General features: G+C 70.9%; 14 protein-coding genes and 1 pseudogene. 10 read left to right on the top strand and 5 right to left on the bottom strand.

The annotated features are described in order from the left end of the window. Positions 1-2: 2 nt before the first annotated feature. From GA0115233_RS06630 to GA0115233_RS06610, 5 genes are all read left to right on the top strand, one after another. On the top strand, positions 3-3,260 hold the full coding sequence (locus tag GA0115233_RS06630; protein ID WP_093719146.1) for a hypothetical protein: 3,258 nt from the start codon (positions 3-5) through the stop codon (positions 3,258-3,260). Between the two features lie 9 nt (positions 3,261-3,269). Next, positions 3,270-3,680 (top strand): hypothetical protein, encoded by a 411-nt coding sequence (locus tag GA0115233_RS06625; protein WP_141689483.1) that lies wholly within the window; start codon positions 3,270-3,272, stop codon positions 3,678-3,680. Positions 3,681-3,830: 150 nt separating this feature from the next. Next, a complete protein-coding gene (locus GA0115233_RS41640) occupies positions 3,831-4,796 on the top strand; it encodes a peptidoglycan recognition protein family protein (protein ID WP_255310071.1) in 966 nt (321 codons plus the stop codon). Further along, the gene (locus tag GA0115233_RS06615; protein WP_093719144.1) at positions 4,793-5,038 is read left to right on the top strand and encodes a hypothetical protein; all 246 of its coding nucleotides are present in this window, start codon (positions 4,793-4,795) and stop codon (positions 5,036-5,038) included. The genes GA0115233_RS41640 and GA0115233_RS06615 overlap by 4 nt, the downstream gene beginning before the upstream one ends. 12 nt (positions 5,039-5,050) lie before the next feature. After that, on the top strand, positions 5,051-6,196 hold the full coding sequence (locus tag GA0115233_RS06610; RefSeq protein ID WP_093719143.1) for a hypothetical protein: 1,146 nt from the start codon (positions 5,051-5,053) through the stop codon (positions 6,194-6,196). 70 nt (positions 6,197-6,266) lie between these two features. Here GA0115233_RS06610 and GA0115233_RS06605 read toward each other — a convergent pair whose 3' ends face one another. Genes GA0115233_RS06605 through GA0115233_RS06595 form a run of 3 tightly spaced genes read right to left on the bottom strand, consistent with a single transcriptional unit; the run spans position 6,267 to position 7,903 of the window. Then, a complete protein-coding gene (locus GA0115233_RS06605) occupies positions 6,267-7,121 on the bottom strand; it encodes a helix-turn-helix domain-containing protein (RefSeq protein ID WP_093719142.1) in 855 nt (284 codons plus the stop codon). 22 nt (positions 7,122-7,143) lie between these two features. Continuing rightward, the gene (locus GA0115233_RS06600) at positions 7,144-7,671 is read right to left on the bottom strand and encodes a DUF6879 family protein (RefSeq protein WP_093719141.1); all 528 of its coding nucleotides are present in this window, start codon (positions 7,669-7,671) and stop codon (positions 7,144-7,146) included. Continuing rightward, the gene (locus tag GA0115233_RS06595) at positions 7,643-7,903 is read right to left on the bottom strand and encodes a hypothetical protein (protein WP_093719266.1); all 261 of its coding nucleotides are present in this window, start codon (positions 7,901-7,903) and stop codon (positions 7,643-7,645) included. The genes GA0115233_RS06600 and GA0115233_RS06595 overlap by 29 nt, the downstream gene beginning before the upstream one ends. 231 nt (positions 7,904-8,134) lie before the next feature. On the opposite strand from GA0115233_RS06595, the gene GA0115233_RS06590 reads away from it, so the two are divergent. The 3 genes from GA0115233_RS06590 to GA0115233_RS06580 all read left to right on the top strand — a co-directional run bounded on the left by GA0115233_RS06590 (position 8,135) and on the right by GA0115233_RS06580 (position 9,196). Beyond that, a complete protein-coding gene (locus tag GA0115233_RS06590; RefSeq protein WP_093719140.1) occupies positions 8,135-8,521 on the top strand; it encodes a DUF6415 family natural product biosynthesis protein in 387 nt (128 codons plus the stop codon). A gap of 82 nt (positions 8,522-8,603) precedes the next feature. Further along, positions 8,604-8,957: a DUF397 domain-containing protein gene (locus GA0115233_RS06585; RefSeq protein WP_093719139.1), complete on the top strand. Its 354-nt coding sequence runs from the start codon at positions 8,604-8,606 to the stop codon at positions 8,955-8,957. Next, on the top strand, positions 8,957-9,196 hold the full coding sequence (locus tag GA0115233_RS06580; protein ID WP_093719138.1) for a hypothetical protein: 240 nt from the start codon (positions 8,957-8,959) through the stop codon (positions 9,194-9,196). Before GA0115233_RS06585 ends, GA0115233_RS06580 begins: the two co-directional genes overlap by 1 nt. A gap of 151 nt (positions 9,197-9,347) precedes the next feature. Here the strand turns inward: GA0115233_RS06580 and GA0115233_RS06575 are convergent. Further along, positions 9,348-10,622: pseudogene (locus GA0115233_RS06575) on the bottom strand (ATP-dependent DNA ligase); the annotation flags it as partial. Positions 10,623-10,676: 54 nt separating this feature from the next. Further along, positions 10,677-11,609: an NAD(P)/FAD-dependent oxidoreductase gene (locus GA0115233_RS06570; protein ID WP_093719137.1), complete on the bottom strand. Its 933-nt coding sequence runs from the start codon at positions 11,607-11,609 to the stop codon at positions 10,677-10,679. A 63-nt stretch (positions 11,610-11,672) separates the two neighbouring features. Between GA0115233_RS06570 and GA0115233_RS06565 the strand changes: the two genes are divergently transcribed. Together GA0115233_RS06565 and GA0115233_RS06560 are read left to right on the top strand one after the other, a co-directional pair. Continuing rightward, positions 11,673-12,245, top strand: a complete 573-nt coding sequence (locus GA0115233_RS06565; protein ID WP_093719136.1) for a helix-turn-helix domain-containing protein — start codon at positions 11,673-11,675, stop codon at positions 12,243-12,245. 223 nt (positions 12,246-12,468) lie between these two features. Beyond that, positions 12,469-13,443, top strand: coding sequence for an NADPH:quinone oxidoreductase family protein (locus GA0115233_RS06560; protein ID WP_093719135.1), 975 nt, complete (start codon positions 12,469-12,471; stop codon positions 13,441-13,443). Positions 13,444-13,540: the final 97 nt, after the last annotated feature.

Here is a 13,540-nt window from a genome sequence, read left to right as displayed (position 1 = left end):
CCATGGTGAGTCTGCCGCCGGACGTGTGGGCCGAGCTGTTCTACGACGGCGACTGGCAGCCGGTCAGCCGCGACGTGCGGGCCACGCGCACAGTGTCCGTCTCCCGGGGGCTCACCTCGGAGTCCGCGCGGGCCGCCGAACCGGCCTCCGGGGAGATCACCCTGAACAACCGCGGCCGCCGCTACGCTCCCCGTGACCCGTCCTCGGTCATCCACGACCACGGCCGCAACACCCCGATCCGCTACGGGTACAAGGTGGGCTCGCCGTGGGCGGTGTTCGACGACCCCAACGTTCTCATCTACCAGTCCCTGTTCACCCTCGACGATCCGGCGCTGGACGTTTCCGGGGACCTCGATCTGCGCGTGGACATCGCCCTGGAGGACTGGTCCACCTCACAGCTGCTGGCTCTGCGGGCCGTACCGTCCACGAACTACTGCTGGGCGCTGGAGATTGTCAACGGAACTCTGATGCTCCAGTGGTACCCCGACGGCACCACCAGCAGCAGAACCTACCTCCTGTCCACCGAGGCCATCAGCGGCTACCACGGGCAGCGCATGACGGTCCGTGCCGTCCTGGACACCGACAACGGGGCGGGCGGGCACACCGTCCGCTTCTACACCGGCCGCACCGTCGACGACGACGACACCGAGTGGAACCTGCTCGGCGCCCCGGTCACCGGCACCGGCACCACCAGCCTGTTCACCGGAAATGCGTACATGGAGATCGGGGGCAGCTTCGCCGCCTCCAACCTGGGGCCCGACGGCGGATTCATCCCCGACATGCGAGGCCGGGCCTACGCCCTGCAGCTGCGCGACTCGGGCACCGTGAAGGTGAACATGTCCACCCGCAGCGCCTCCCCGGGCGGTACCACGTTCGTGGACGGCACCGGCCTGACCTGGTCCCGAGGCGGCACCGCAGTACTGACCAACCGGCACGTCCGCCTCTCGGGGGAAGTGCCCGAGTGGCCCGCCACCCGGGACCAGTCCGGCAACGAGTCCCGCATCACCGTCAACCCGGCCGGGATCTCCCGGCGTATGGACGCCGGGAACGTACCGCAGGACTCCGCGCTGCTGCGCTACATCAAATCGCAGGGCCCCATCGAGTGCTGGCCGCTGACCGACGGCGTCGACACGAGCGGCGGCAAGGCGATGAACGGCTCGCCGGACATGCGGCTGGACCTGGACAGCGGCACCGCCACCCCCAAGTGGGGGCAGGGCCGTCTCGCGGACTGGATCGAACCGGTCGTGCTGCTGCCGTCCGGGTCGGACGGGCAGCTGCGCGGCTCCACCCCGCGGGCCGCGTCCGCCGCCACCGGCTGGTCGGTGGACTTCTTCTACAACGGCCGCCAGGACCTCGACGTCACCATCGCCGACTACGGCGACCTCACCGACGCCGACCCCCGCGTGGGCTGGACCCTCGGCCTGGAAGCGTCCTCAGACCAGATCACCCTCCTATCGGTGTCCGCGGGGGACTCCTCCTCCTCGGTGGCCCTGCAGGCCACCGTCAACAGCGCCGGCATCTTCGACGGCCGCCTGCACCACATCCGGCTCACCACCACCGTCTCCGGCGCCAACTCGCTGTTCCAGGTGTTCGTCGACGGGGTGTCGCGGGCGTCGGGGACCGCAACCGGCTACGCCAGCGAGGCCGTCTACTTCGTGCGGCCCACCTGGTTCTACTCCGCCGTCACCCAGGACATCCCCGCCATCGGCTACATCACCTACTGGGGGTCCACCGCGCCGTCGGCCGCCGACATGTACGACGCCGCAACCGGCTTCCAGGGGGAGGCGGCAGGCGCCCGGATCGAGCGGCTCGCTGCCGAGGCCGGGTACGTGGCCAGCGTGGCCGGGGAGAGTGCGTATCAGCGGCCCATGGGCATCCAGGGGCAGCGCAAGCTGCTGGAGCTGCTGAACGAGGCGAACACCACCAACTTCGGCTACCTGGTGGATGCCCGCGACCGGCCTGAGATCATCCACCGCGGGCACTCCACCTTGTGGAACCAGCATCCGGCCATCGTCATCGACTTCTCTGCCGGGCTGGTGAAGACCTACAAGTGGCGCGACGACGACCGGCTCACCGAGAACGACGTCTCCGTCAAGCGGGAGTACGGCTCCGTGCCCTCCCGGCAGGTCCTCGAAGAGGGCGCACTGTCCGTACAGGACTACCCGGACGGGGTGGGCCGCTACGACAAGGCCTACACCTACAGCCTCTACGAGGACGCGGACGCCGCACAGACCGCCTACATGCGCCTGCACCTGGGCACCTACAACGGGGTCCGGGTCACCCGGCTGACACTGGACCTCGCCAACCCCCGCGTCCACCAGATGATCGACGACATCCTCCGCGCGGACGTCGGCGACCTGATCCGGCTCACCCACCCGCCGAAGGAACTCGGCCCGGACGACATCGACATCCTCATCAACGGCTACACCGAGGAATCCGACGACGTCCAGTGGACGATCACCTTCAACTGTGTTCCCGGCGAGCCGTGGACGGCGCTCACCGTCGGCGTCGACGGACGGGACCGCATCGACACCGCCGGATGTGAGCTTGCCGAGGACCTCGACGAGACCGAGACATCCGTGGACGTCACCACGACCGCCCTGTACCGGTGGGTGGACTCAGCGGCCTACCAGGCCGACTTCCCCTTTGACGTCCGCACGGGCGGCGAGGTCATGCGCGTGCTGATGTGCGGGCCCATCCTGAACTCCAACCCGACGTTCCAGTCCGGGGTGTCCGGGTGGACCGCCACCAACGCCACGATCGACGCCGCCACCGGCCTGTCGCCCGACGGATCCAACCACGTGGCCAAGCTGACGTCCGCCGCCGGGTCCACCCCGCGCGCCGCCTCCGGGCTGTGCCCGGTCGTGGCCGGGCAGACCTACACGGCGGTCGGCCAGCTCATGGCCCCCGTCGCCCTGCCCAGCACCGCAGGCGTCAACGTCAACTGGCGCAACAACGTCGGCGGGCTGATCTCCACCAGCAGCAGCCCCATCACCCTGACGGCAGGCCAGTGGACGGCCGTGTCCAACAGCTTCACCGCGCCCGTCGGCGCGGTGAACGCCGAGGTTGTCATCGTCGAGGGCGGCACCCCCGGCGCGGGATACGTCCTGTACGCCGACAACGTGGCCCTCATCGATGACGCGCTCGTGGACTCCCTTTCCCAGACGTTCCACGTCATCCGCGGCATCAACGGCGTCAGCAAAGCCCACAGCACGGGCCAGCCCATCAGCCTGGCCCGGCCCGTCTACATCCCTCTGTAGGAGGCGACTGTGACTGTGTTCCTGGCAGGTATGCGGGCCACCGCCGACCGCATGAACGACCACACCCTGGAGGACTCCACCGCCTCCGGCCTGACCCCCGGAACAGATTTCACGGTGAACACGTTCTCGGGCCGCAAGGTCAGCGGGATCACCACCGTCCACTGCTACCTGCTGTACACCGGCGCCGGGCTGAACGTCAGCCCCGACCCGGGCGGCAACCTCGGCGACGTGACGATGTGCACGCTGCCCGCCGGGTGGAGGCCCCCCGAGACGATCAACGCGATCATCGGTGACGGCGTCCAGGACGGCGAATGCACCATCAGCAGCGCCGGTGTGGTCAGCCTGCGCTCGGTGTTCTCGTCCATCGAGAACGGCCGCAACATCCGCATGACCGCCGTCTGGATCAGCGAAAACGGCTGACCCGCCCAACCCCCGCCCCGAGCCACCCGGCCGGGGCATTTGCATGTCTGGAGGCCCTATGCCGCATCAGGACTGCCGCTGTGCGGTCTGCGGTTGCTGCCGTCACGACCACCACGGCTGGCGCCACCAGTGGAAACCGAAGGAGTAACCATGGCCACACCCCTGACCGCTGACCGGCTCGTCGCAGCACTGCGCGCCGAGGGCGTGACCGTGCGCGAGGTCTCCGGATGGCGCACCAACAACCGCAACCACAAGGGGGCGTGGGGGCCCGTCAACGGGGTGATCGTCCACCACACGGTGACCGGGCCGGGCACGGACGTGGTCGGCCTCGTCTACCGCGGGCACAGCGCCCTGCCCGGCCCGCTCGCGACGGGCTGCATCACCAAGGACGGCGTGGTGCACCTGACCGGCAACGGGCGCGCCAACCACGCCGGCGGCGGCGACCCGGACGTCCTCGCCGCGGTGATCGCCGAGTCGTATGAGGCCCGGCCGCCGGCCCCGCACGAGCACGACGGCAGCGCGGGCGCGGTGGACGGCAACTCCCGCTTCTACGGCTGGGAGTGCGAGAACGAGGGCGACGGCCGCGATCCGTGGCCGCGCGTGCAGTACAACGCGATGGTCAAGGCGACCGCGGCGGTGTGCCGGGCGCACGGCTGGGGAGCGAAGTCCGCGATCGGGCACCTGGAGTGGTCGGACTGGAAGCCCGACCCCCGCGGCTTCGACATGAAGGATTTCCGCAGCGATCTCACCGCGTGCCTGCGCCTCCAGGCGGGCGTCTGGCCCGGCCAGCAAGAAGACGAGGAGGAGGACGGCATGAAGCTGAGCGATCAGGTCCCCGTCGGGGACTGGGTGAAGAAGCAGTGGCCCGACGACGCAGGCCTCCAGGACGGCAAGATCAGCGTGACCACGGCGCTCGGCTCCGGCTACGCACACGCCCGCCGCGCCGCCGACAACACCACCCAGCTCATCGCCCAGGTCGCCGCGCTCACCGCGGCTGTCGGCAAGCTCGCCGAGGGTGCGGGCCTGGACGCCGCCCAGATCCAGGCCGCAGCCGCGGCCGGTGCGCGGGCGGCACTCGCCGAGCTGGGTGAGGCACTGACGGGGGGTGCGGTGTGAGCGGCAGACAGCAGACGGCATGGTCGGTCGTCGCGATTTTCGGTATCTCTGTCGGCGGGTTCGTAGCCCTGGCGGTCGCGGGTGAGGCGACGGTGGACTACGTCGCGCTCGTCGGCCCCATCCTCGCCGCCGCTTTCCTCGCCCCCAAGTTGGGGCAGATCGAGCACAACACGAACGGGGCGCTGACCCAGCGCATCAAGGACGCAGTCGCCGCGGCGCTTGCCGAGCGCGAGAACCGCTGAGAGGAGTGCGTCATGCCGCTGCCTGCGGGCGTGGAGACGGTCACGGTGTCGTCCGGTGAGCCGCTGACGTCGCCGGACGGCACCCTGCTGGAGGGGTTCCTCATCTTCACCGGGCCCGACCTGGTCACGATCGGGGATGACGACCTGGTCCTCGGCGGCGGCGTGCGCGTGCAGCTGCTCGGCGGAGAGTTCAGTGTCGAGCTGGTCGCCACCGACGCGACCGGCATGTCCCCGACCGGCTGGACGTATGAGGTACGAGCCGAGCTGAAAAACGCCCCCGGCTGGAGGCGCTACATCAGCCTGCCCAAAGCCACTCCCGGCGTGGTCCTGGCCGACATCCTCGTCCCCGACCCCGTCGCCGGGGAGTACGCGACGCTCGCCCCCGTCGACCAGTTCCTGGCCAAGGCCGAGAACCTCGACGACCTGCCCAGCGCGTCCGCGGCCCGCACCAACTTGGGGCTCGGCGGCGCGGCCGTCCTCGATGTGGGCACCACGGCGGGCACCGTCGCGGCCGGGGATGATGCCCGGCTGTCCGACGCGCGCACGCCCACCGCGCACGCCGACTCCCACACCGACGGCGGATCGGACGAGATCACCCTCACCCAGGACCAGATCACAGGGCTCGCCGCAGCGCTCGCGGCGCTGCTCCCGCTCGCGGGCGGCACCATCACCGGCGCGCTCACCGTCGAGGGCTACACGACCTTGGCGGGCGGCCAGTTCAACAGCGATTTCGCCGCGTTCGGCGACATGACCCTCGTCGGCACCGGCAAGCGGTACCGGCTGCGCCGCTCCGGCGACGCCCTGGACTTCGAGGGCTCGGGCGTCGACATGATCCTGTCGATGTGGTCCGCCGAGGATTTCACCGGCACACAGCGGTCCTACGCGCGGCTGTCCGCCGACGCGCAGAACACCCAGTGGCAGGGGAAATTCGAGTCCGTGGCCGCCCTGTACGGGGCGGCCGTGCACACCCTCGACCCGACCAACGGGGTCGCATCCCTCGGCGGGAAAAACGGGCTCACAGCCCTCAAGTTGGCCGGATTCAAGAACAGCTCGGGCGCACCGGCAGCGGGCACGTGGGAGGCCGGGGACATCGTCCTCGACTCCGCCGGCGCCTGGCACCTGTGCACCGAGGCCGGCACACCCGGCACCTGGACCTGACACCCTCGAACGCCCCCTTGCACTGCCCGCTACGGGCCGTGCAAGGGGGCGCTCTCGTCATGCCCGGGTGTCAGTGCAGGTTCTCGATGGCCTTGAGGATCAGGGCGCGTGCGTCGGCGCCGTAGACGGCCATGCTCCGCAGCTGCTCGAAGGCCTTCAGATACAGGGCGATCTCCGAGGGCTGGGTGACGTTCACCTCGGCGGAAACCAGCTCAACGGAAACCAGGGCGTCGTCGTACACACTGAACGTCTCTTCCGGCCAATGCTCCCGCTCCCGCGTGGCCATCGGAATGATGCCGAGCGAAACCGCCGGAAGGGCCCCGGCCGTGAGCAGGTGGCCGAGCTGGGCGGCCATGGCCTCTTCGTCGGCAATCCGGCAGTACAGGACGTGCTCCTCGATGAGGATCACGAATCGGTGCCCCTGCTCGTGGATCACGCGGGAACGCTCGACCCGGGCCCGGGCGGCCTCGGCGCTGTCGTCGACGGGGAGTTCCCGAAAGCCGGCGGAGACGCGCAGGACACCGGCCGCGTAGCCCTCGGTCTGCAGCAGGCCGGGCACCAGGGTGGAGGAGTAGACCCGGAACAGCTCGGTGTCCCGGTAGAACTGCACCAGGCTGTTCTGCAGATGCTTGAGGCCGCTTCGGACTTGCAGGCGCCATTCACGGTACATCGACTCGGCGTTGAGGGACTGGACGATCAGGTCCTGCGCCTGGTCCTGAGCGTGCGTCGCAGAGCACCACTTACGGATGTCCGTCGCGGTAGGGCCGGTGAGGCCGTTCTCGATGCGGCTGGTCTTGGAGTAGTGCCAGCCGCACGCGGCGGCCAGTCCCTTGACCGTGAGTCCCGCCTCCTTGCGGAGATCACGCAATCGCTGGCCGATGGCCTCGCGCGCGGCCTGAGCGGAAGAGGACGGGGAGACGGACATGGACTGGCCTACCGGTGCTTTCTCAGCGGATCTCGTACTGCTCGTGCGGAACGGCGCGCGCCCACACGGCCTCGAACGCCTCCGTGCAAAGTTGCGCGGCCGCCGGATCGTCGGTGATCTCCTCGCCGGTCCAGGCGCCCTCGCCCGAGAAGTAGTTCCAGTGCACCCACTTCTCGTCGAACAGCCAGAAGTCGTTGCCTGGCAGCGCGATGGCGGACGCCTGACGGCGGGGCAGCCAGCGCACTTGCTCACCTGCGGCGATGTTGGTGAACGTGTCCGCGTGCTCGAAGCGGATGTATTCGCTGACCGGCTCGGAGACGATCCGGGCCCGCCTTACGACAACGCCGCGTGCGACGGTGGTCTGGATCAGGTCCAGCCACGGCCGCCACCAGGAGGCGCGGTCGGCCGGATCGTGGCGGAAGCCCTGCCGCCACGCCTCCAGTTCTTCCCGCTCGCTGTCCACAGCGTAGGAGTCGCGCATTTCCAGGTGCACGGCGGAGCGCGTGCACCTGGCCATCAGCTCATCGAACGTCGGCTCGTTCGAGGGCATTGCACGCCTCCCTGATCATGTGCAGCATCCTGGCCGGGATACGGATCACTGCCTCGTGGTCCGGGATGCCCTTTGCGTGGCCGGGCACCTCGAACGCGGCGCATTCCGCTTCGAGTTCGGGGCTCGGCTTCCAGCCCTGGAAGACGAGTTCCTTCCTCTCCGGGTCGACCCACACGGTGGGACTCGCCTTGTCCTTGGTGTCGGGGTCGATCCCGATGAACAGTAACGACACGTCAGCCTCCATCAACACCGGGTTGCAGTTGTTTGCGTCACCGTCGCGCACGAGCGGGGCCGGGTCAAGGGTGCAGAGTCGCCAGAATGGCGAGCAAATGAGGGCGCTCGCAAACATCTGCACATTGCTGGTTGTGCTGCACACTGCGCCCCTAGCGTCAGGAGTGACGCAAAGACCCCGCGGAGATGGTGGTCTCCCGGGGAGTGGCCAACGCTGCTGAGGAGCGCCGACATGGCAACAGATACCATCCCCGCGCCGCCGGCGTCAGGGCAGGACCAGATTCCGCCGGACATCGCGACGATGCGGGCAGTCGTCGGCGAGCTCCTCGACCCGGATGCCGCACCCGGTGTGCTCCCGCCGGCACCCGCCGACCTGGAGACGCTCACCCGCCAGCTCCGCGGCCACATCGCGCTGCTCCTGCCCGAGGTCGAGCAGGCCGCGAAGCGCCTCCCGAGGGGGAGCATCCCGCGTTACTGCCTGCTCGCCTGCGCCGGGGAGGCCCGCGGCAGGCTCCGCGAAACGCCGAGCCCGCGGTTCAACGGCCCGGTCGGGCACGCGCGGCGCCTGGCCCGCTCCCTCGGCGCCCTGTGCGACCACTACGAGCAGCTCGGGCACTGAGCCCCGCCGAACTCCCCTGCTGCTGCAGGCCTGCGAGCCGTGGCGGGAGGGGTCCTGCAGGAAGACGAAGAAGGGATACCCGATGGGCTCCATCTGCAACGGCAAGGTCACCGTCCCGTTCGAGAACGCCAACGCGCTCGGCCGGTCGTGGCGCAAGGCCTCCCGTACCGACCTCGGCCCGATGATCCCGGACGAGGACTGCGTCCTGGTCGCCGCCGGGCCGGACGCCGAGGGGCACCCGCACCCGAAGGTGCTCGACGGCACCCGCATGATCGAGGTGACGGACTCCAAGGACCCGGCCGCCCCGGTCCTGGCGTTCACCCGGGTGGAGTTCACCAAGTTCGCCGAGGGGATCAAGGCGGGCGAGTTCGACGACCTGATGGCCACGGACGCCGACCTGGAGGGCGCCGAGGCGGGCGCGGTCTCCGCCGCCTGATGGACAGCGCCACGACCGACCGGGCGTTCACCTTCGTGGAGCGCAGGTACGGCGGCACCCCCTGTATGGAGTGCAAGAGCCGCAAGACCGTCGGCACGCTCTACCAGGGCACCGTCATCGCCTCGTGCGAGAACTGCGGACGCGCCACGCCCATCGGCCCCCTGGCCCGACTGTGGAACCCGGGCCGGGCCACGGCCGCGCCCCGCGGGCGCCCGGCCCGCCCGCAGCTGCAGCGGTAGAGCGAACGGCCGCTGAGCACAAGATCGTCACTCATGGACGGCCCACCCCAATACCAGCTGCCACGCGGTGGGGTCGGGCTGCGGCGCCCTCGGTCTCCGGGCCGGGGGCGCTGTCGTATGCAGCACACATTCGTACAGGTGGACCCTTTTAGGTCTTGCCGAGCATCGCGAAGGAGCCGTCCGCGGTGCGGGCGCCGAGGTGCAGGTTGGAGAGCTTGCCGGTGCGTCTGCCATGGCCCCACTCGGCGGCCAGGACCACCAGGTCGAGGGTGTGCACGGGCTTGACCTTCAGCCAGGACGCGCCGCGCCGCCCCGCGCTGTAGGCGGCGTCCAGCGCCTTGACCACCACGCCCTCGTGGCCGCGCTCCAGGGTCGCGGCCAGGAACTCCTCGGCCTGCCGGACGTCCTGCGGGCCGTCGACCAGGGTGCGCCGGACCCGCATCGGCTCGGGGACCAGCCGGGACAGTTCCGCGTGCCGCTCGGTGAAGGGCAGGTCGAGCAGGTCGCGGTCGTCGACGGACAGGGCGTCGAAGAACACGGGCGAGACCGGCACCTCGCGGGCCGCCGTCGCCACGTCCGTACGGGAGCCCACGCGCCCGGCGGTCTCCTGGAAGGAACGGGGCCGCCCGGAGGCGTCGAAGGCGATCACCTCGCCGTCCAGGATGAACCGCTCGCCCCTCAACCTCAGTGCCAGCGACGTCAGTTCGGGTAGCCGGTCGGTGATGTCGTCGAGCGTGCGGGTGTAGACGCGCACCTCGTCGCCCACCCGGTGGAGCTGGACCCGGATGCCGTCCAGCTTCTCCTCCACCGCGCAGGCGCCGAGCTTGCCGACGGCCTCGGCGACCGAGGACGCGCTGTGCGCCAGCATCGGCAGCACCGGCCGCCCCACGGTGAGCCGGAACCGCTCCAGCGCCGCCGGACCGTCCGCGAGCAGCGCCTCGGCCACCGTCTGGAGCGAGCCGGCCAGCATCACCGCCCGCCGTACGGCCGCCGCCTCGGCGCCGGTCGCCTTGGCCAGCCCCTCCACGGCCACCGCGTCCAGGGCGCCCTGCCGGACCTCGCCGGCGATCAGACCGATCAGGAACCGCTGCTCCCGGTCGGTGGCGGCGCTCATCAACTCGCCCACCAGGCGGGACCGTTCGGCCTGCGATCCGGCACCGGACACCCGGGCGAGACCGGTCAGCAGGGCGTCGACCCCGGCGACGGTCAGGGTGGGTTCGGCGGCCGGGGGCACGGGACGCCCGAGCACCTTCCAGCCGACACCGAGCCGCCCCTGCGGCAACCGCCCCGCCAGATACGGGATGACGATCGGCACGTCCGCGGCCTCGGCGTCCCGGAACAACTCCGCCAGCAGGGCGACCTTCCGGGACCGGGCCGAGGTCGCGGCGACCTCCTGGGACACCTGGGCCAGCCGGGTCAGCAGCATGCCCCCATGGTGCAACGGGCGGCGCCGATGCACACGCCCACCGGGGCGGTGCTCTCAGGAGGCGTCGCCGGCGTCCAGGTCCGTCATCAGCAGCTCCCCGTTGATCGTCGCCGCGGCCCGGTAGCCGCCCGCCGCCGCGTTGATCACCTGCTCGGCGAAGCCCATCGCGTTGCCGGCCGTCCAGACGCCCGGCACGGTCGTCAGGCCCGTCGGGTCGACGACCGGGTACGCGCCGAAGGGGGTCTCGGTCAGTTCGGCGCCCAGTCGCTGGAGGAGGTCGGTCTGCGGGACGGCCCGGGGTGCCACGAACAGCACCTCGCGGGCGTGCTCCGAGCCGTCCGCGAGCCGTACGCCGGTCAGCCGGTCGTCCTCGACCAGCACCTCCGCCACCGTGCCCGGCACCACCCGGACCTCGGCCGCCGCAAGTCGGCGCAGGTCGTCGTCGGACAGCTCGCTCTCGTCGACCTCGTGGAGGAAGAAGGTCACGTCCTTGGACCACTGGGACACCATCAGCGCCTGGTGCACGCTCAGCGGGGTGGTGGCGAGCACGCCGAAGGCCCGGTCGCGCACCTCCCAGCCGTGGCAGTACGGGCAGTGCAGCGCGTCCCTGCCGAACCGCTCGGCGAGTCCGGGTACCTCGGGCAGCTCGTCCCTGAGCCCGGTGGCGATCACCAGCCGCCGGGCCCGCACACCGCGCCCGCTCTCCAGGGCGACGGTGAAGCCGGACCCGTCCTTCGTCACGTCCACCGCCCGGTCCCGGACCAGCTCCACGCCGTAGCGGGCGATCTCCTCCCGCCCGATCGCCAGGAACTCGGCCGGGCTCATGCCGTCCCGGGACAGATAGCCCTGCATATGGGCCGAGGGCGCGTTGCGGGGCTCGCCCGCGTCGACCACCAGGGTGCGGCGCCGGGAGCGGCCCAGTACCAGGGCCGCGGACAGGCCCGCCGCGCCGCCGCCGATCACGATCACTTCATAGGTCTCGGTCATGCGGCCACCGTCGCTCGCCGGTGCGGGATTGACAAACTTCTTTGCCGATTCTGCAATGTCGGCATGAGTACCGAACACGTTCTCTCCGAGGTGGGCCCCCGGCTGCGGCGGCTCCGCAAGGAGCGCGAGGTCACCCTGACGGCCCTGTCCGAGACCACCGGGATATCCGTCAGCACCCTCTCCCGGCTGGAGTCCGGCCTGCGCAAACCCAGCCTGGAGCTGCTGCTGCCGATCGCCCAGGCCCACCAGGTGCCGCTGGACGAGCTGGTCGGGGCACCCCCGGTGGGGGACCCGCGGGTGCGCACGGCGCCCATGGTGCGCCACGGCCGCACGTTCTGGCCGCTCACCCGGCAGCCCGGGGGCCTCCAGGCGTTCAAGGTGCTCGTGCCGCAGGCCGCGGAGGAGCCCGAGCCGCGCACCCACGAGGGCTACGAGTGGCTGTACGTGCTCTCCGGGAAGCTGCGGGTGGTCCTGGGCGGGCACGACGTGGTGATGACGGCCGGGGAGGCGGCCGAGTTCGACACCCGGGTCCCGCACTGGTTCGGCTCGACGGGGGAGGGGCCCGCGGAGTTCCTGAGCCTGTTCGGGCCGCAGGGCGAGCGGATGCACGTACGGGCGCGGCCGAAGGGGCCCTGAGCCGGGCGGGCGGGGCGCAGGGCTCTGAGCCGGGCGGGCAGGGCGCAGGGCCCTGAGCCGGGAGGTCGAGGCCGAAGAGGGTCCGGGCCGGGAGGTCGAGGCCGAAGAGGGTCCGAGCCGGGCCGGCACGTCCGTGACGCACGCTACTGTTCCCTGATCGGCAAGCGACCGCTTAGTATGCGGATCGACCCCGGTCAGACGACGCAGTCCCGTGGAGGCCCGCATGCAGGCTTGGCAAGTGCACGAGAACGGCGAGCCGAGCGAGGTGATGCGGCTCGCGGACGTCGAGCAGCCCACGCCCGGCGACGGCCAGGTCCTGCTGAAGGTACGCGCCGCCAACATCAACTTCCCCGATGTACTGATGTGCCGCGGCCACTACCAGGTCCGCCCGCCGCTGCCGTTCACCCCCGGCGTGGAGATCTGCGGCGAGACCGAGGACGGCCGCCGCGTCATCGCCAACCCCGCCCTCCCGTACGGCGGTTTCGCCCAGTACGCGGTCGCGGACGCCGCCGCCCTGCTGCCCGCGCCGGACTCGCTGGACGACCCCGAGGCCGCCGCGCTGCACATCGGCTACCAGACGGGTTGGTTCGCATTGTACCGCCGGGCCGGGCTCGAAGCGGGGGAGACGCTGCTCGTCCACGCCGCCGCCGGAGGGGTCGGCAGCGCGGCCGTGCAGCTCGGCAAGGCCGCCGGCGCCACCGTCATCGGTGTCGTCGGCGGCCCCGAGAAGGCCGCGGTCGCCCGGGAACTGGGCTGCGACGTGGTGATCGACCGGCGCACCGAGGACGTGGTGGCCGCTGTGAAGGAGGCGACCGGCGGCCGGGGCGCCGACGTCGTCTTCGACCCGGTGGGCGGGGACGCCTACACGCAGTCCACGAAGGTCGTCGCCTTCGAGGGCCGGATCGTCGTCGTCGGCTTCGCGAGCGGCACCATCCCCACCCCGGCGCTCAACCACGCCCTGGTGAAGAACTACTCGGTCCTCGGCCTGCACTGGGGCCTGTACAACACCAAGAACCCCAAGCTGGTCCAGCACTGCCACGAACAGCTCGTCGACCTCGCCGCCCGCGGCGCCGTCAAGCCGCTGATCAGCGAACGGGTCCCGCTCGCCGACGCCGCGGCGGCCGTGCAGCGCGTCGGCGACGGCGTCACCACCGGCCGCGTCGTGGTCGTACCGGAAGGAACGGAGGCCGCTGCCTAATGCTGTTGTCAAGCCACGAGACGAAGAGGCGGCCGGGCCTCGTAGGGGCGACGGTCGCGCAGGATGGCGTAGAGAACGTTGATCTTGCGCCGGGCAA

It is taken from the genome of Streptomyces sp. DI166 (assembly GCF_900091315.1).
Lineage (GTDB): Bacteria > Actinomycetota > Actinomycetes > Streptomycetales > Streptomycetaceae > Streptomyces > Streptomyces fuscus.
This window is presented reverse-complemented; position numbering and strand designations above follow the sequence as displayed.

Coding starts and splice junctions, on each gene's coding strand:
- GA0115233_RS06630 (WP_093719146.1), top strand. CDS start 3: ATGGTGAGTCTGCCGCCGGACGTGTGGGCCGAGCTGTTCTACGACGGC.
- GA0115233_RS41640 (WP_255310071.1), top strand. CDS start 3,831: ATGGCCACACCCCTGACCGCTGACCGGCTCGTCGCAGCACTGCGCGCC.
- GA0115233_RS06610 (WP_093719143.1), top strand. CDS start 5,051: ATGCCGCTGCCTGCGGGCGTGGAGACGGTCACGGTGTCGTCCGGTGAG.
- GA0115233_RS06605 (WP_093719142.1), bottom strand. CDS start 7,121: ATGTCCGTCTCCCCGTCCTCTTCCGCTCAGGCCGCGCGCGAGGCCATC.
- GA0115233_RS06600 (WP_093719141.1), bottom strand. CDS start 7,671: ATGCCCTCGAACGAGCCGACGTTCGATGAGCTGATGGCCAGGTGCACG.
- GA0115233_RS06590 (WP_093719140.1), top strand. CDS start 8,135: ATGGCAACAGATACCATCCCCGCGCCGCCGGCGTCAGGGCAGGACCAG.
- GA0115233_RS06585 (WP_093719139.1), top strand. CDS start 8,604: ATGGGCTCCATCTGCAACGGCAAGGTCACCGTCCCGTTCGAGAACGCC.
- GA0115233_RS06580 (WP_093719138.1), top strand. CDS start 8,957: ATGGACAGCGCCACGACCGACCGGGCGTTCACCTTCGTGGAGCGCAGG.
- GA0115233_RS06570 (WP_093719137.1), bottom strand. CDS start 11,609: ATGACCGAGACCTATGAAGTGATCGTGATCGGCGGCGGCGCGGCGGGC.
- GA0115233_RS06565 (WP_093719136.1), top strand. CDS start 11,673: ATGAGTACCGAACACGTTCTCTCCGAGGTGGGCCCCCGGCTGCGGCGG.
- GA0115233_RS06560 (WP_093719135.1), top strand. CDS start 12,469: ATGCAGGCTTGGCAAGTGCACGAGAACGGCGAGCCGAGCGAGGTGATG.